The 15,499-nt window shown below is 59.4% G+C and carries 17 protein-coding genes; 12 read left to right on the top strand and 5 right to left on the bottom strand.

The window, feature by feature from the left end; genetic code table 11:
* Window positions 1-436: 436 nt before the first annotated feature.
* The 4 genes from C2E25_RS02405 (at window position 437) to C2E25_RS02390 (ending at window position 4,024) form a co-directional block, all read left to right on the top strand.
* A complete protein-coding gene (locus C2E25_RS02405; RefSeq protein ID WP_103114243.1) occupies window positions 437-1,546 on the top strand; it encodes a radical SAM/SPASM domain-containing protein in 1,110 nt (369 codons plus the stop codon).
* A 98-nt stretch (window positions 1,547-1,644) separates the two neighbouring features.
* Window positions 1,645-2,670, top strand: coding sequence for a uroporphyrinogen decarboxylase (hemE, locus tag C2E25_RS02400; protein WP_085010526.1), 1,026 nt, complete (start codon window positions 1,645-1,647; stop codon window positions 2,668-2,670).
* Window positions 2,671-2,879: 209 nt separating this feature from the next.
* Window positions 2,880-3,848: a ferrochelatase gene (gene hemH / locus C2E25_RS02395; RefSeq protein WP_103114197.1), complete on the top strand. Its 969-nt coding sequence runs from the start codon at window positions 2,880-2,882 to the stop codon at window positions 3,846-3,848.
* Window positions 3,845-4,024, top strand: coding sequence for a hypothetical protein (locus tag C2E25_RS02390; RefSeq protein WP_103114196.1), 180 nt, complete (start codon window positions 3,845-3,847; stop codon window positions 4,022-4,024). The genes hemH and C2E25_RS02390 overlap by 4 nt, the downstream gene beginning before the upstream one ends.
* Window positions 4,025-4,041: 17 nt before the next feature.
* Here C2E25_RS02390 and C2E25_RS02385 read toward each other — a convergent pair whose 3' ends face one another.
* Window positions 4,042-4,923: a DnaJ C-terminal domain-containing protein gene (locus tag C2E25_RS02385; RefSeq protein ID WP_103114195.1), complete on the bottom strand. Its 882-nt coding sequence runs from the start codon at window positions 4,921-4,923 to the stop codon at window positions 4,042-4,044.
* 177 nt (window positions 4,924-5,100) lie between these two features.
* Here C2E25_RS02385 and C2E25_RS02380 point away from each other — a divergent pair, with 177 nt between their 5' ends.
* From C2E25_RS02380 to C2E25_RS02370, 3 genes are all read left to right on the top strand, one after another.
* A complete protein-coding gene (locus tag C2E25_RS02380; RefSeq protein WP_103114194.1) occupies window positions 5,101-5,355 on the top strand; it encodes a hypothetical protein in 255 nt (84 codons plus the stop codon).
* A gap of 114 nt (window positions 5,356-5,469) precedes the next feature.
* The gene (locus tag C2E25_RS02375; protein ID WP_103114193.1) at window positions 5,470-5,985 is read left to right on the top strand and encodes a hypothetical protein; all 516 of its coding nucleotides are present in this window, start codon (window positions 5,470-5,472) and stop codon (window positions 5,983-5,985) included.
* 92 nt (window positions 5,986-6,077) lie between these two features.
* Complete coding sequence (locus C2E25_RS02370; RefSeq protein WP_103114192.1) at window positions 6,078-7,121, top strand: hypothetical protein; 1,044 nt, start codon at window positions 6,078-6,080, stop codon at window positions 7,119-7,121.
* Here the strand turns inward: C2E25_RS02370 and uvrC are convergent, their stop codons facing one another.
* A complete protein-coding gene (gene uvrC, locus C2E25_RS02365) occupies window positions 7,122-8,975 on the bottom strand; it encodes an excinuclease ABC subunit UvrC (RefSeq protein ID WP_103114191.1) in 1,854 nt (617 codons plus the stop codon).
* A gap of 203 nt (window positions 8,976-9,178) precedes the next feature.
* On the opposite strand from uvrC, the gene C2E25_RS02360 reads away from it, so the two are divergent.
* The 5 genes from C2E25_RS02360 (at window position 9,179) to C2E25_RS02340 (ending at window position 13,138) form a co-directional block, all read left to right on the top strand.
* Window positions 9,179-10,039, top strand: a complete 861-nt coding sequence (locus C2E25_RS02360; RefSeq protein ID WP_103114190.1) for a hypothetical protein — start codon at window positions 9,179-9,181, stop codon at window positions 10,037-10,039.
* 145 nt (window positions 10,040-10,184) lie between these two features.
* Window positions 10,185-10,709 (top strand): Crp/Fnr family transcriptional regulator, encoded by a 525-nt coding sequence (locus C2E25_RS02355; protein ID WP_158247094.1) that lies wholly within the window; start codon window positions 10,185-10,187, stop codon window positions 10,707-10,709.
* Window positions 10,710-10,713: 4 nt separating this feature from the next.
* A complete protein-coding gene (locus C2E25_RS02350) occupies window positions 10,714-11,838 on the top strand; it encodes an AI-2E family transporter (RefSeq protein ID WP_233189304.1) in 1,125 nt (374 codons plus the stop codon).
* 45 nt (window positions 11,839-11,883) lie between these two features.
* Entirely contained in the window at window positions 11,884-12,420 is a 537-nt protein-coding gene (locus C2E25_RS02345; RefSeq protein WP_146032881.1) for a hypothetical protein, read from the top strand.
* Window positions 12,421-12,727: 307 nt separating this feature from the next.
* A complete protein-coding gene (locus C2E25_RS02340) occupies window positions 12,728-13,138 on the top strand; it encodes a YkgJ family cysteine cluster protein (protein ID WP_103114187.1) in 411 nt (136 codons plus the stop codon).
* Between the two features lie 22 nt (window positions 13,139-13,160).
* Here C2E25_RS02340 and C2E25_RS02335 read toward each other — a convergent pair whose 3' ends face one another.
* The 3 genes from C2E25_RS02335 to efp are packed head-to-tail and all read right to left on the bottom strand — an operon-like array spanning window position 13,161 to window position 15,193.
* A complete protein-coding gene (locus C2E25_RS02335; protein WP_103114186.1) occupies window positions 13,161-13,685 on the bottom strand; it encodes a GAF domain-containing protein in 525 nt (174 codons plus the stop codon).
* Window positions 13,686-13,715: 30 nt separating this feature from the next.
* Complete coding sequence (epmA, locus tag C2E25_RS02330; RefSeq protein ID WP_103114185.1) at window positions 13,716-14,627, bottom strand: EF-P lysine aminoacylase EpmA; 912 nt, start codon at window positions 14,625-14,627, stop codon at window positions 13,716-13,718.
* 2 nt (window positions 14,628-14,629) lie between these two features.
* Entirely contained in the window at window positions 14,630-15,193 is a 564-nt protein-coding gene (efp, locus tag C2E25_RS02325; RefSeq protein ID WP_103114184.1) for an elongation factor P, read from the bottom strand.
* Window positions 15,194-15,499 lie beyond the last annotated feature (306 nt).

Genomic DNA, 15,499 nt, shown 5'->3' with positions numbered 1-15,499 from the left:
GAGGTAGGCGGTCCCGTGAGGGCGCAAGGGTTTCTTTCAGGATGATCACATCCGGGGGCAAAACAACGTTTGCGATCATACACCTGAAAGGGCCCGTTGACAATCCTGCCCCGACAGTCTCCTCGACGACTGAAAAGCACCCGTCTGCTGCGTTGCCTGCAACCCTCATCGCTGCGGAGTAGCTGCCGCTGCACCTCACTCCTCGGCCCGCAAGGCGCCTTGCATCCGAGCACTTTTGAGTCGTCTTCAAAATCGCGTTCAAAAAATAACAAACCCAAACCCTCACCAAGCGCTTGGGGCCGCTTCATCCTTGTCTGCCGACAGGCGCTGGTGTATGATCAAAATTCATGCCGGAAGGGTTCCACACGGGGATTTCGGTCTGGCCCGTCCCTGTTTCGCCGCCCTTTCAGGTGTCAGTCCGATTAAAGGAGATTGCATGAGCACTCAGGAAGAAAAATTTATCCCCAAGTGGATCGCCTGGGAGACCACCCAGCGCTGCAACCTTAATTGTGTGCACTGTCGTTGTTCATCCGATATGAGCGCGGCGGCCGGGGATTTCGATACTGCCGAGGCCAAGAAGTTGATAGACGATATCTGCGAGGTTTCCAGACCGGTGATGGTCCTTTCCGGCGGGGAGCCGTTGCTGCGGAAGGATATTTTCGAGATCGCCCGTTACGGCACCGAGAAGGGGCTGCGCATGTGCATGGCCACCAACGGCGTGCTGATCACCGACGAGGTCTGCCGGCAGATGAAGGAGGCCGATATCAAGATGGTCTCCCTCTCGCTCGATGGCTCGACCGCAGAGATCCATGATAACTTCCGCAACTGCAGGGGGGCCTTCGAGGGGACCATCCGCGGTGCCGAGACCCTGAAGCGCAACGGCATCAAGTTCCTGGTCAACTCCTCCTTCACCAAGCGCAACCAGCAGGACATCGGCAATACCTTCAAGCTGGCCAAGAGTCTCGGTGCCACCGCCTGGTACATGTTCATGATCGTGCCGACCGGACGGGGCGAGGAGATCATGAGTGAACTGATTTCAGCCGAAGATTACGAAGAGATTCTCGCCTGGCACTACGAGCAGGAGAAGCATGAGGACGAGATTCTCATGCGACCGACCTGTGCCCCGCATTACTACCGGATTGTTCCGCAGATGGCCAAGGCCGAAGGGGTCGACTTCAAGCGTCGCAGCCTGACCTTTTCGACCGGCGGCGGCAAGGGCTGCATTGCCGCTCAGACCATCTGCCTGATCGATTGCTTCGGCAACCTCAAACCCTGCTCCTATTTCCATTCCTCGGTCGGCAACGTCAAGCAGATTCCCTTCAAGGACCTCTGGTTCAACGCCAAAACCTTCAAGGATCTGCGCGATTTCGCCAGCTACAAGGGCAAATGCGGGGAGTGCGAGTTCATCAATGCCTGCGGCGGCTGCCGCGCCAGGGCCGATGCCGTCTATGGCGACTACATGGAAGAGGAGCCGTTCTGCAACTACATCCCCGCCCGCACCCGCGAGCGGTTGGAGAAGGAAGCGGCGGAGAACGCACCGAAGTAGGGGCGCTGCTTGCCGCGCCCCGTTTACTGGTGCAAAAGAAGGGCGCGGCAAGCAGCGCCCCTACAAAATTCATAAATTTACCAGGAGGCAACAAGCCCATGTCCCAGGATTACACTTTTCTTAAGGCCTGTCGCGGTGAAAAAACCGACTATACCCCCGTCTGGATGATGCGTCAGGCGGGTCGTTTTCTGCCCCAGTACCGTGAGGTGCGTTCCAAGGTCAGTTTTCTGGAACTCTGCAAGACGCCGGAGTTGGCTGCCGAGGTGACCATTCAGCCGATCGACTACCTCGACGCCGATGCGGCGATTCTCTTCTCTGACATCCTGACGCCGGTGGAGCCGATGGGCATGAAGCTCGATTTCGTTCCCGGCCCGGTGTTCGAGAACCCGGTGCGGACCCAGGCGGATATCGATGCCCTGCGGATTCCCGAGATGCAGCAGGATGTCCCTTATGTCTACGAGACCATCCGTATCCTGCGTCGCGCGTTCGAAGGCCGGGTGCCGCTGATCGGTTTCGGCGGGGCGCCCTTCACCCTGGCCTGCTACATGGTCGAAGGCAAGGGAAGCAAGGATTTCGCCCAGATCAAGCGGATGATGTACGGGGCTCCCGAACTCTATGCCCAGTTGATGGAAAAGGTCACCGAGATGGATCGCCTCTATCTCAACGAACAGGTCGCGGCCGGCGCCCAGGCGATTCAGATCTTCGACACCTGGGGCGGCATCGTTTCACCCCTCGATTATGAAAAATACGTTCTACCCTACACCCGGAAGCTGATCGAAGGGCTCGACAAGAGTGTGCCGATCATCCATTTCGTCAAGGGCTCCGGCACCATGCTCGACAAGGTCAGGCTGGCCGGCTCTGACGTGGTCGGGCTCGACTGGCACGTCAACCTCGGTGCCGCCCGTGACATCCTCGGTACCGACATCGCGGTGCAGGGCAACCTCGACCCGACCGTGCTTTACGCGCCGAAGGAGCACATCCGTCGCGAGGTGCAGCGGATTCTGGATGAAAACGGCGGCCGCCCCGGGCATATCTTCAACCTCGGCCACGGCATTCTGCCGACGGTTGATCCGGAGCATGCGAAGTACATGGTCGAGTGTGTCCATGAATTAAGTGGCAAGTAAACAATCCTGGGCCGCCAAGACGCCAAGATCGCCAAGAAAAACAAGAATGCAGAGCAAATTCAGGCCCGGAATAAATTCTCCTGAATGGGTCTGCCCCTGTTCCTCTCGACTTCTGCATTAAACAGATTTTGACTTTCTTGGTGCTCTTGGCGCCTTGAGCGAGCAACGCGAGCGGGCGGCGAAAAGGGTTTCTGAAGTGGTGAATAAAGATGTCTGACAAACTCGGACTGGTTCTGCTCAACATGGGAGGGCCCGACTCGCTGGCGGCGGTCGAGCCCTTTCTCTATAACCTGTTCAGCGACCGGGAGCTGATCCGGCTGCCGGGCGGCGGGCTGCTGCAGAAACCGTTCGCGAAGCTGATCTCCCATTTCCGCAGTCGCCATGTGCGGCTCAATTACCGGGATATCGGCGGCTCCTCGCCGCTGCGTGACTGGACCGAAAAGCAGGCGGCGGGTATTGCCGCCCGGCTGACCGGCGAGGTGATCCCCTATGTCGCCATGCGCTACTGGCACCCCTTTGCCGATGAGACGCTGAGGCGGATGAAGTCTGACGGGGTGACGCGCGCCGTGGTCCTGTCCATGTACCCGCACTATACCGGCGCGACCTCCGGCAGCAGCGTCAATGATTTTCGTCGTCGGGCGGCCCAACTCTATCCCGAGCTGACGTTTTCGGTCATTGAGCAATGGTACGACTGGCCGGGCTATCTCGATGCGCTGGCCGTCCGGATCAGGGAGGGTCTGGACCAGTTTCATGAACTGTTGCGGGACGAGGTGCGCATCCTTTTTTCCGCCCATGCCCTGCCGCAGAAGTTCATCGACCGTGGTGACCCTTATCTCCGGCAGGTGACGGCAACGGTCGAGGGGGTCATGCAGCGGGTCGCCCATCCCCACTGGACGATCGCCTTCCAGAGTCGCAGCGGGCCGGTTAAATGGATGGAGCCGGATACGGTCGACGTGATCAGGAGATTCGGGGAAGAGGGCCACAATGCCCTGCTGATGGTGCCGATCTCCTTTGTCTCCGACCATATCGAGACCCTGCACGAGATTGATATCCAGTACCGGGACCTGGCCTTCGAGGTCGGCATCCAGAACTACCGTCGCGCGCCGAGTCTCAATGACGGGGCGGATTTTCTCACCGCCATGGCCGCCCTGGTCCGCCGACACATGGAGGGACAGTGAAGGTCTGCAAGGTCTGTCAGCAGGAGTTCGACCCCACGCTGGCGGGCGGGAACGCCGCCGAGGAGATGGGGGCCTTTCTGGCGAAGGAAATGTACGCCGATGCCGGGGAACTCTGTCCCCGGTGTCTTGAGAACCGCGGTCGGCTGGCAATGATGTACATGCGGGACATGGACTGAACCGACCTTTTTGATCCTCAGATCCCTTTTGCCCGCAATTCCTCCAGCAGCCGGCGTTGTTCTTTGTCCAACTCCTTCGGCACGCTAATCACCACCACCGCGTAGAGATCGCCGTTGCTCCCCGTACGACGCGGTACGCCGAATCCCTTGAGCCTGATCTTGCTTCCCCCCTGAGTGCCCGGTCTGATCTTGACCCGCTTGCTGCCCTCCAGGGTCGGGATGTCGATGCTGGTACCGAGACAGGCGCCGGTGAAGGAGACCGGGACCTCGACGTAGAGATCATCTCCGTCGCGACGGAAGAGTGGATCGGGGTCGATGTGGATTTCCAGCAGCAGGTCGCCGCGAGGGCCGCCGGGACTGTGGCCGCCCTTGCCGGCCACGCGCAGGCGCTGGCCGTCTTCGACCCCGGCCGGGATGCGGACCTGGATCTGCTCGACCCCCTGGTCGCCGCGATAGTCGATGCGGCGTTCTCCGCCCTTGACCGCCAGCCGGAAAGGGATGGAGAGCTGCATGACATAGTCCTGCCCGCGTCGCGGTCCATGCGGCCTGCCACGGTGAAAGCCGTTCTGTCGACCGCCGCCGAAGAGATGACTGAACAAGTCTTCACCACCGCCGAAATCGCGGAAAATATCACCGAAATCGAAGTCGCGGAAAATATCTTCCTGGCTGAATCGCTGGTGAAAGGCGGCATCCCCGAACTGGTCGTACTGCTGTTTCTTCTCCGGGTCGGAAAGGACCGCGTAGGCTTCGGAAATATCCTTGAACCGTTCCTCGGCTTGCTTGTCGCCGGGGTTCTTGTCAGGGTGATATTTCAGGGCCAGTTTGCGGTAGGCCTTCTTGATCTGGTCGGCATCGGCACCCTTGGCGAGACCGAGGGTGGCGTAATAGTCTTTGCCCATTGATTTCGTTCCTTGAGAGTTATTTCGCAGCCAATATAGGTATTGACCGGACGATCGTCAAGGTAAGGGATCTTGACAGTTCGTGAATCGTCCGGGTATAAAAAAGTGTTTTTATTCTTTTGAATTGTGATTTTTCCTTTTCCAGGTGGGACTGCCGCTGTCGGCAGATGGTCCGGAATGCGGATTTTTCGTAGTTACCCCTCTGCGGGGGGGCAATTTCAGGAACTCTTTCCGGCTCGTTCGCGGGATGAATTCGCGCCAGGTCTGCCGGTCAGGAACCTTGATGCCGGCACCGGCACCGAGATCGTTGTCGGTGACCGTACGTTTCAGGCGGTCACGGTAGAGACCGGCGATGCCTTTTCTGCGGAAAACTTCGCGCCGGCACCGAACGAACCACTTTCTTTCATCGCTCTCCCGGCAAGCACTGACTGAGCCTTCTGCGGTCGCGGCAGATTTCTTCGATTCCTTTCGGTTTTTCTATTTCCCCGCAAAGTGTGTCCTCTTCAGTCTTCATTGTGGTAAACTTGGCCACTGAAAGGAGATTTCATGGCCAAGGATAAAGCGGGTAGCGGCATGGTCAGCGGGATCTTTCTGACCCACCTGATCCTGTTGATGCATGGCCTGGTGATCATCATGCTGGCGCTGCTGGTGGTGTTCTTTCGCGGCGTGGTCAGCTACATGCCCTGGCTGGTTGGCGGCGGGGTGTTGCTGATCCTCTTTTCCGCCTGGTATCTCTGGCGTCGGATTCGTCGCAGTCAGCGTGATCTGAAAGATCTGCTCAACAGCCCGTTGCTGCAGGATCGGGCCGTCGAAATCAGCTTTCTGGGCGGAGTTGCTTCTTTGCGCCTCGGGCAGCCGGGCAGTGCCGGAGGCCAATTGCCGGTGCTGGAAGCCCCGGTTGTCGAGTCGACTGCCCGGCTTGAAGGCCCTGAAGCGCAGCGGTTGCGTGAATTGTCACGCCTGGTGAAATTGCGCGAGGCCGGGCATATCAGCGATGCCGAATATGATATGCTGAAAGCGGGCTTGTTTCAGACTGGCAATGATGTCGGCATGAGCCACTAAACTTTCTCGTTCAGGAGGTCGAAAAGAACAGGACGGCGTAGCCGGCTTGTCCGCAGCGTCATCGACGATGATGAGACTGCGGGAGGGGGAATATGAACGATCACACCGCAACATCCGGCCGCCGGTCTTTTTTCGGGCCGGTCCTCAGGCGCCTTATTCTCAGCCTGCTGCTTCTATTCGCCGCGGCGGGTTTGCCGTCGGCTCCGGATGCCGCCCGTCTGACCGCCATCCCGGAGCTTTTCGCGCCGGGTTCCTATCGGCTGGAGTTTCTTGCCGATGGCGCATCCGATCTGTTCGCTCTCGATATCAATCAGGATGGCCGGGTTGTCGGTCGCTATCATGTTTCGGGTCGTCCGATGGGGGTCTTCGTCTGGGACGGTATGCTGTTGAGGAAGTTTGACGGTGCCGCCCGGCCGACCACCATCGCCGATGACGGCCGGGTCCTCGGTTGGCGTGGTCCGGTCCACCGGGCCCGACCGATGTATCTCGATGCAACCGGTCGTGACTTGTCTCTGCCCTTTGTTTTTGGGCGTGCCCTCAGGACCAATCTGCTCGGGCAGATCGCGGCGGTAACCACGGGGGGTGGTGATGAACGGCTGGTTCTTGTCGACGGGAACCGGGCACGGATCATTGCCCGGGCGAATCGCTGCCGGGTCGGGGGAATAACCGATAACGGCCAGTTGGCCTACGCGCTGAAAAGCGGGGAGAAGTGGAAATCCTACCTGCTTCGGGCTTCCGGACAAAATCTCGAGCTCGGCGACCTGGGGGGAGGAGAAACCCTGGTCAAGGGACTGAACGCTTCCGGTGTGGTGGTTGGCGTGTCGCGACTGGCGGACGGGAGTCGCCACGCTTTTCTCTGGGATCAGGGCCGGATGCGGGATCTCGGAACCCTGGGGGGGCGGTTCAGCCAGGCGCTGGCGATCAACAGTCGCGGCCAGGTGGTCGGTTGGAGTCATGATGCTGATGGCCGTCGACACAGTGTGCTCTGGCAGAACGGTCGGATTTACGATCTGGAGCCGCTGCTCGGTGTGGGAAGCGTGATTGTCGGCCTCAATGACCAGGGGCAGCTTGTCGGTTGGAGACCGGCTTCTCAGGGACGTTGGCAGGCGCTGGTGGCGACCCCGAAGGCATCCTGATCAGGGTTCCCGGGGCTCTTGCAGGGTCTTGAGGATGCGTGCCGCCAGTTCCTTCGGCAGGCCGGGGACCGCTTCCAGTTCAGCCAGCCCGGCAGAACGAATTTTTTTCAGGCTGCCGAAGTGCTTCAGCAGCAGTTTGCGGCGCGCCGGACCGATTCCGGGGATCTCCTCCAGGCGAGAATGGAGGCTCGCTCGACCGCGCAGCTTGCGATGATATTCAATGGCAAAGCGATGTGCCTCGTCCCGCAGTCGCTGCAGCAGAAAAAGTTCCGCCGACCCCTGGCGCAGGATAACCGGATTTTTCCGGCCGGGCCGAAAAAAACGCTCTTCACTGCGTTCCACCACCTTGCCCCTGACATTGGCCATGACCCGGCTCTTGGCCATGCCGATCAGGTCGAGTCGCTCTTCCAGTCCGAGCGTCCTGACCACCTCTCTGACCCTTCCCAGTTGCCCTTTGCCCCCATCGATCAACAGACAGTCGGGCAGATCATCATCCTTGCGGCCCCGGCTCAGCCGCCGTTGCAGAACTTCGGCGAGGGAGGCAAAATCATCACTGCCGATAATGGTGCGGATGCGAAAACGGCGGTACTGTTGCGGGGCCGGTTCAGCGTCGATAATCACCGCCATGCTGCCGACTGACTGACGGCCCTGAAAGTTGGAGATGTCGAAACATTCGATGCGGCGCGGTAAATGTCGCAGTTGCAGCCGTTGCTGCAGGGTCTCCAGCAGCCGGAGCCGGTTTTCGTGGCGCCGCCCCCTCTCCCTCCGGCTTTCTTCCGCATTGCGGTTGGCCATCAGCACCATTTCGCGATTGACACCACGCTGAGGAGCCAGAAGTTCAACCCGCCGGCCGCGCATCTCCCGCAGCCATTCGCTGATGCCCTGATGTGTCTCGGGGAGAAAGGGGAGCAGAATCTGGTCGGGGATCAGTAGGTCGCGACGATAGAACTCCTGGAGAAAGGATGCCAGCAGCTCATTCTCGTCCAGGCGCCATTCGAGATTGTAGCTGCGATGCCCGGTCAGTTTCCCCCGGCGGATGAAGAGGATGCTGACCTCCACCTCTCCACCGTCGCGATGCAGACCAAAAACATCCTGGTCGCGGTCGGCGGTTGACACCACTTTCTGTCTCTCCACGGTCGCCTCGATGGCCCGGATCTGGTCCCGCAGGCGGGCCGCTTCTTCGAAGCGCAGGGCTGTGCTCGCCACCTGCATGCGTTGTTTCAGTTCGGCGATGACCTCCGACTCGCGGCCGCTCAGCAGGGCGATGACGCCGTCGACCAGGCGCTGATAGGCCTCCTTGTCGATCAGCCCGTGGCAGGGGGCCGAACACTGGCCGATCTGGTGAAACAGGCAGGGTCGGCCACGTTTCCGGCAGCGTTGCAGGGGGTAGTGGCGCAGGGGAAAAATCCGGTAAATCTCTTTCAGGGTCTGACGTACGGCGGCCGAGGAAGCATAGGGGCCAAAATAGCGGGCGCCGTCTTTTTTCACCTTGCGGGTGATCTGCAGCCCCGGAAATTCTTCTCTCAGGTCGATACGCAGCGAGACGTAGGTCTTGTCGTCACGCAGGTTGATGTTGTAGCGCGGACGATATTTCTTGATCAGGGTGTTTTCCAGGATCAGGGCTTCCTTGTCGGTGTCGGTGACAATCACCTCGATGTCCCGGATGCGGGACAGCAGGAAACGGATGTGCGCCCTGCCGTCACCGGTGGTCGAGAAGTAGCTGCGCAGGCGGTTGCGCAGGTTGATCGCCTTGCCGACGTAGAGGACCTTGTCGTCGGTTCCTTTCATCAGGTAAACGCCGGGTGTGGTCGGGAATTTTCGGGCGTCAAAACTGAAGGGAGGAGTTTCGGTCATGGGCTCCGATCCGGCTGGTTTCTAGCCGACGTTAGCGGTGCCGGTGAATGCTGTCAAGGGAATCCGACGACGTGATTTCAGCTTGTTGTCAGCTTCGGTTCGGTTATAATAACAAATAGTCAAGTCTGGTCGAATGTGATCTGCAGGGTCGCATGCCGCCCGTTGCGGGTTGTCGTTTTTTCTTCTGCCTGAGGAGGTTCCGGGTGAAAAGCCTGCTGCTGTTGCCTGTTTTATTGCTGCTTGCCCTGCCCTCCCTGGCTGATGAACTGCAGTCGGTTGAAATGGTCGCACGGGCGTATGCCAAAAAACAGCCGGCCCTGGAAAACTACCAGGTGACCATTCAGACCGATCAGATCGCCCGGATGATTGAGCGTATGACCGCCAACCTGCCGGCTGACGCCCCCCGTCCCGAATCCCCGGTGGTTCGCAAGTACTGGCAGCGCAATACCGGTAAAAGTCTTTTTCGGGCCGAGGGGCCGAATGTGTTCCCCTACATGCAGGAGATGGTTCAACGCTTTTCCCGTGATTTCGCCCTGGAGCTCTACAGTTTTCTGCTGCCGGCCGGCCGTTCCGTCGACCGGGCCGCTCTCGCCGCCAGGGCCGAGGTCAGGGTTGCCGACAATGACCTTGCCGGCGTCAAACTGCAGACCACGACCCTCAAGTTCAAGACCCCGGTTGATCTCAAGGGGGCGTTTTTTGCCGATGGGCTGGGGTTGCCCCAGCGGCAGGTGACCCGCCTGGTGATCGACGTCAATCCCGAACAAGAAATCTTAACCCGTCTTGAATTGACCCTGGTTGACGGTCAGGTGCTGAGCCTGGAGGTCCGTTATCGTGAAGTACCCGCCGGGCAGCTGCCGGAAGAGTTCATGCTGACTTCGCTGGACGGCCGGGTCGACACGCGTTTTGCCACCAGGTTTGAACTGGTGGACGATATCTGGCTGCCGGCAAGCCAGGAGCGGGTTGTTCGCCATGATGGCAGAAAAGAGGTCGTCAAGGTCGATTTTGTTGATTACCGGGTCAATGTCGATTTCCCCAGGGAAATACGCAAACTGCTGGCTCCCTGATGATGCCCTGAATCAACGATCTGTACTCACTTGTCCGGCCGGCTCCTCTGCGGTACTTGGGTATGTGAAACGGGGATTTTACTGTGCGCCCCGGTTGGAGTCCTGTTATAGTCCCCAGGTTGTCGTTATTGATATGGAGGGATTTGTGAGTCCGCTTTGGAGCAATATTTTTCGCCAGAAACCTGAAGAAGAATCACTGGCCTATTTTCTCGGTACCCTGCCCCTGTTCAGTGACATGACCGAGCGTGAACTCAAACGTCTCGAAACGTTGGTCCATGTGCGGGAATATGACGCCGGTGAGACGGTCTTCAGCGAAGGGGACCCGGGTTCGGGACTCTACATTGTGCGTACCGGCCGGGTACGGATTTCTTCCCGCAGCAATCAGGGCCGGGAGATTGAACTGGCCGTCCTTGCCTCGGGGGATTTCTTCGGCGAGACGACCCTCGCGTCGCCGGCGATGCGGGTGGCTTCGGCCCGGACGCTGGAGAAGGCGCAACTGGTGGGCCTGTTTCGGGCCGACCTGCTTGAAACCGTGCAGAAGAATCCGGCCATGGCCAACAAGCTGCTGCTCGGCCTGACCCGGGTCATGAGTGAGCGGTTGCACGCCGCAGGCCAGGAGTTGATGCGACTGCAGCAGGCCAGATCGACCGCTCCGGCGGGAGAGGAATGAGGCCATGCCGGAACAACTGTCATTGACCCGTACCCAGCTGCTGTTGATTTTTCTTGTCCTCACGGCAAGCATCGCCAGCGGCCTGGCTCTGTTCACGTCAGCTTCCCGGATTACCGAACTGCTGCATGTTGCAACCACCGGCATTGTTCTGCCGGTATTGTTGTCGCTGGTGCTGGCGTTTCTGCTTGAACCTTTGGTGCGCCGTTTTGAACGCGGGCCGTTCAACCGGACCGCCAGCATCTTCCTGGTTTCCCTGCTGACCGCGGTCCTGCTCTATCTCGCCGGACGCTGGCTGAGCCCGCACTGGCTGGCGATGTGGGGGTCGTTGCGGACCGATCTGCCGCGTTACCTGGCCCGCGGAATCGAACTGCTCAATCAGTTCGAGGTGCGTCTCAACGAGTATTTCCCCTTCGTGTCCGGGCTCGACCTGCCGGGGCGCGGCCGGGTTCTGGCCGAGCACCTGTTCAATGAAATGCTGTCACACACCACTGGTTCGGCTCTCCGACTCGGCAGCCTGATGCTGCTGGTGCCCCTGTTTACCTTCTTTTTTCTGCGTGACGGGCAGAAGATCATCCGTTTTTCGGTCGGCCTGGCACCCAATCGTTATTACGAAATGGCTCACGACCTGTCCTACCTGATCAGTCGCCAGTTGAGCCATTTTGTCCGCGGTCGCATTCTCGAAGCGGCCATTGTCGGAATCGTGGTCGGGTTCGGCCTCTCCTTTACCGATATTCGCTACGCTCCCCTGCTGGGGCTGTTCGCCGGTGTGACCAACCTGGTTCCTTACCTGGGGCCGATTGTCGGCATGATCCCGGGGATCCTGATCGCGCTGGTCGATCTCGGTATGGGGGGGCAGTTCTGGTGGATCCTGGCGACCTACCTGCTGATCGGGCAGGTTATTCTAGACAACTTCATCCTTATTCCGATTCTCATCTCCCATGTTTCCAACCTGCATCCGTTGTGGGTGATTATCGCCATCATCATGGGCGGTAAGCTCTACGGAGTGCTCGGCATGATTATCGGGGTTCCGGTCGCCAGTATCATCAAAATCATCATCATCGAAATTCGTTATTATCGCCGAACGTTTGCCCTGCCGTTGGCCAGCCAGGACAGCGAACTGACGGGTTGATTCCGTTCGGGAAAAGATTGTTTCCGACCATATTTGGAGGGGGAAATGAAGAGAAAATTGTGTGGCCTGCTGGTTGCGGGTCTGGTGCTGATGTTGCTGCCGGAGCATGCCCCGGCCGAGGAGTTGGCGCAGTTCAATCTGTCGCTGTTCGGTTACCGGATCGGCATGAGTTTCGATGAGGCGAGTGCGGTTCGGCCCTTTGCACGGATTGAAGACCGGCCGGGACAGAAGGGAGAATACTGCGGCATCATTGACGATCTCTGGATCGATGATGTTGAAATCAGGCTCCAGGTCTGGTTTGTCGACGATCGGATCTACAAGGTGGTCGGCAAATTTTCTCCGGCCCTGGTGGAGGATCTGGTCTCGCGGCTCAGATCGGTATTGGGCAAGGGGGATGATGAGTCAATACTGCTGCAGCCCCCCGATGGCGGTCAGATCAGCAACCGGGTGCAGAAATGGCGATTTCCGGGGATGTGGGTTGTTCTGATCGGATCATCGGTCAACACGCGATTTGCCACCCTGAGCTTGGTGGCGAGGCCGGATGCCGGAACGATCTCCCCCGGGGAAGAGGGAGCTTCCTGAAAAATATTCGGTTTGCTTCGAACCCAAATCCACCGGCGGTTTTGTGGACCGAGGGTGGCGGGATGGGTGGAGATGCAAGGCGCCGTGCCGATTCGGGCGGAAACGTAGCCGAGCTACGTTGAGCACCGAATCGGTGAAGGCAACGAAGCAGATTCAGCCGTAACGACAGCTGAATCCCGAAATTGCCGGTGGATTTGGGTTAATGTCCCGCCCTTGCAGCGGGACTTTTTTTCTGCTACTGTCCGCAACCGTTGCGAGGCCTCCGCCAGACTTGCCCCTCACTGCTTCAGGTTCTCTTTTCTCCTCGATGAAAAAAGCACATCGCCAGAAAAAAACCACCAGGCCGGTCTGCCCGGAGACCCCGGATACCTGGGTCAGATATCATGGTCGCCTGTGTGACAGTTGCAGCGCCGGCTGTTGCCGTCTGGAGGTCGAGGTCGATGTTGCCGACCTGGTGAGAATGGGGCTGATCGATGACTTCGATGTCGGTACTCCCGCCAAGCTGCTGGCAAAGCGGCTGCGCAGGGACGGGGTGATCGAACACTTCAATCACAAACGCGAGATCTTCAGTCTGACCCGGCGGGCCAACGCCGACTGTATCTACCTGCATCCACGGACGCGGCGCTGCACCATCTACGAAAAACGTCCCGTCACCTGCCGCAACCACCCCCGTATCGGGCCCCGTCCCGGCTATTGTGCCTATCGACAGCGGGCCTGAACGGCCGGCGTGCAATGACGGATCAGAGTGCTTCGCCGATCACCGCGGCCAACTCCACCAGGGCATTCGCCGCCTGATCATCGAAATCGGCGAGTTCGTCACCTTCTTCTCCCTTGCGCGAAATCTGGATGACGCCGCGAATCTCGCCGGCAACGACCATCGGCACGCTGATGATTTTCTGAATCGGCTTGGGGCGGTCGGCAATGCCGTCCTTGAGGCGGATTTTTTCGAAAAAGGAAGCGTGATGGACCGAGGCGAAGGTGTTGTTGAGAAAGACGCGACCCTCACGGGCGGTGCGCGCCGCCAGGGAGTCGAGGGAAGAGTAGGGGATAAAGCCTATCTGGCGGAACCTTTTCGGCCAGAGAAAGTGCAGCACCGTTTTGCGCTCATCGAGCAGAAACAGGGCGACCTCATCTTCGGCGACCCGCAGCTGTCGGCTGAGGGCGGCCACGGCAACCGCGCTACAGCTGTCGAGATCATCCCGCTCAGCCAGTTGCTGTCGCAGTTCGGTACAGAGTTCGCTCACTGAGTCGGGATAATCACTCATGATGCCTCCAGGAACGTTGGTCAGGTCAGTTTACAGGTCCTCGGGAGTAAACGCCACCACTTCGGCGATATCCTCCTGATTGGTCAGCAGCATCACCAGCCGGTCGATGCCGAGGGCGATGCCGGCGGCCGATTTGAGCTGGCCGAGTTCACGCAGAAACCGGGTCGGTACCGGATAGGGCGGTTTTCCGGCCAGTCGTCGCGCCTCTTCTTCCGCGGCGAAACGCCGGACCTGCTCGACCGGGTCGCAGAGTTCGGAAAAGCCATTGGCCAGTTCGATGCCGGCGACATAGAGCTCGAAACGTTCCGCCCAGCGTGGATCGTCCGGCTTGCGTCGCGCCAGGGCGCCGAGGGGGAGGGGATAGTCGCAGAGCAGGGTCGGCGTCTCAAGGCCCAGGCAGGGTTCGACCGTTTCCACCAGCAGTTGGTCGAAACGGTCCTGTTTCAGGGCTTCCAGGCAGCTGCAGCCGGCATAACGCTGAAACGCCTCATCAACGGTGAGCCGTTGCCACTCGGAGGCCAGGTCGATTTCCCGTCCCTGCCACTGCAGTCGACCACCCGGGACCAGATGACTCAGCAGCTTCCGGCAGTCCTCCATCAGGGCATGGTAGTCGGCACCGCCCCGGTACCATTCCAGCAGAGTGAACTCGGGCAGGTGGCGGCGTCCCCGCTCTCCCTGCCGCCAGCAGCGGCTGATCTGGAACAGGCGTGGACAGCCGGCGGCCAGCAGACGTTTCATGCAGAGTTCCGGCGAGGTCTGCAAAAACCAGGGGCCGGAGGGTTCGGCGTCGATATGCAGTTCCGGGGCATTGCCCGGCAGGCGCTGTGGGGTTTCGACTTCGAGGAACTCGGCGGCGATGAAAAAGGCCCGGATCGCCTGTAGGATCCGGGCCCTCTGCATCAGGGTCTGCTGCTTGCGGGCCAGAGCCACGCTGAAATCCATTGTCACTCCTTGACCCGGGTGACGTATTCGCCGGTGCGGGTATCGATCTGGATCAGGGTGCCTTCCTCGACAAAGGAGGGGACCTGCAGGGTGTAGCCGGACTCGACCGTGGCCGGCTTGTTGTTGCCGGCGGCGGTGTCTCCCTTGACCCAGGGATCGGACCGGGTAACCCGCAGGTTGACGAAGTTCGGCAGGGTGACGCCGATGCCGCGTTCACCGAACATCAGCACCTTGACCTCCATGTTGTCGATCAGGAAATAGCGATCGTCGCCGAGAACCTCCTCGGCAATGGTCGTCTGGTCGTAGGTCTTCTGGTCCATGAAGACGTAACCGTTGTCATCCTGGTAGAGGTACTGCATGTCGCGCTCAACCAGGTTGGCCGGTTCGAAACTCTCGCCGGAGCGGTAGGTGCGGTCGAAGAGGGCACCGGTCAGCATGTTGCGCAACTTGCATTTGTAGAGGGCCTGCCCCTTGCCGGGCTTGGTGAAGTCGAACTGGGCGATCACGTGCGGCTCGCCGTCGATAAGGATCTTCAGTCCTTTTTTCAGATCGGAACAGGTGTACATGAAACACTCCTTTTATAGGGGCCTGAACTCACGGGGTCGGGTTGTCTTCACGTCTGTGAGAATAGGATGTCGAAACGCCGCATTTAAGCATAACAAACAGAGACTTGTCACGGAAAACCTTTGCCGGAGAGGGGGGCTGTGCTATAACCTGAATCCGTGGGTTCATGGCGGATGAAGAGTGCAAGGGCTTGATCTGAATGCGATTTTCAAAAATCTGAGGCGCACCCAATAGGTTCGTCGGTGATTATTGAAAAGTACAGACAGGTCAATGACTTGTGCTATTCGCCGGCAATGAACTCACGGATT

It is taken from the genome of Geothermobacter hydrogeniphilus (assembly GCF_002898515.1).
Lineage (GTDB): Bacteria > Desulfobacterota > Desulfuromonadia > Desulfuromonadales > Geothermobacteraceae > Geothermobacter_A.
The sequence above is the reverse complement of the archived record's forward strand: the minus strand, read 5'-3'. Positions and strand labels throughout refer to the sequence as shown.

Bases quoted from the DNA above. Each gene is read 5' to 3' on its own strand.
- C2E25_RS02380 (WP_103114194.1), top strand. From the start codon at position 5,101: ATGCGGATTTTTCGTAGTTACCCCTCTGCGGGGGGGCAATTTCAGGAA.
- C2E25_RS02345 (WP_146032881.1), top strand. From the start codon at position 11,884: ATGAAGAGAAAATTGTGTGGCCTGCTGGTTGCGGGTCTGGTGCTGATG.
- C2E25_RS02370 (WP_103114192.1), top strand. From the start codon at position 6,078: ATGAACGATCACACCGCAACATCCGGCCGCCGGTCTTTTTTCGGGCCG.
- C2E25_RS02405 (WP_103114243.1), top strand. From the start codon at position 437: ATGAGCACTCAGGAAGAAAAATTTATCCCCAAGTGGATCGCCTGGGAG.
- uvrC (WP_103114191.1), bottom strand. From the start codon at position 8,975: ATGACCGAAACTCCTCCCTTCAGTTTTGACGCCCGAAAATTCCCGACC.
- C2E25_RS02335 (WP_103114186.1), bottom strand. From the start codon at position 13,685: ATGAGTGATTATCCCGACTCAGTGAGCGAACTCTGTACCGAACTGCGA.
- hemE (WP_085010526.1), top strand. From the start codon at position 1,645: ATGTCCCAGGATTACACTTTTCTTAAGGCCTGTCGCGGTGAAAAAACC.
- C2E25_RS02375 (WP_103114193.1), top strand. From the start codon at position 5,470: ATGGCCAAGGATAAAGCGGGTAGCGGCATGGTCAGCGGGATCTTTCTG.
- epmA (WP_103114185.1), bottom strand. From the start codon at position 14,627: ATGGATTTCAGCGTGGCTCTGGCCCGCAAGCAGCAGACCCTGATGCAG.
- hemH (WP_103114197.1), top strand. From the start codon at position 2,880: ATGTCTGACAAACTCGGACTGGTTCTGCTCAACATGGGAGGGCCCGAC.
- C2E25_RS02350 (WP_233189304.1), top strand. From the start codon at position 10,714: ATGCCGGAACAACTGTCATTGACCCGTACCCAGCTGCTGTTGATTTTT.
- C2E25_RS02385 (WP_103114195.1), bottom strand. From the start codon at position 4,923: ATGGGCAAAGACTATTACGCCACCCTCGGTCTCGCCAAGGGTGCCGAT.
- efp (WP_103114184.1), bottom strand. From the start codon at position 15,193: ATGTACACCTGTTCCGATCTGAAAAAAGGACTGAAGATCCTTATCGAC.
- C2E25_RS02340 (WP_103114187.1), top strand. From the start codon at position 12,728: ATGAAAAAAGCACATCGCCAGAAAAAAACCACCAGGCCGGTCTGCCCG.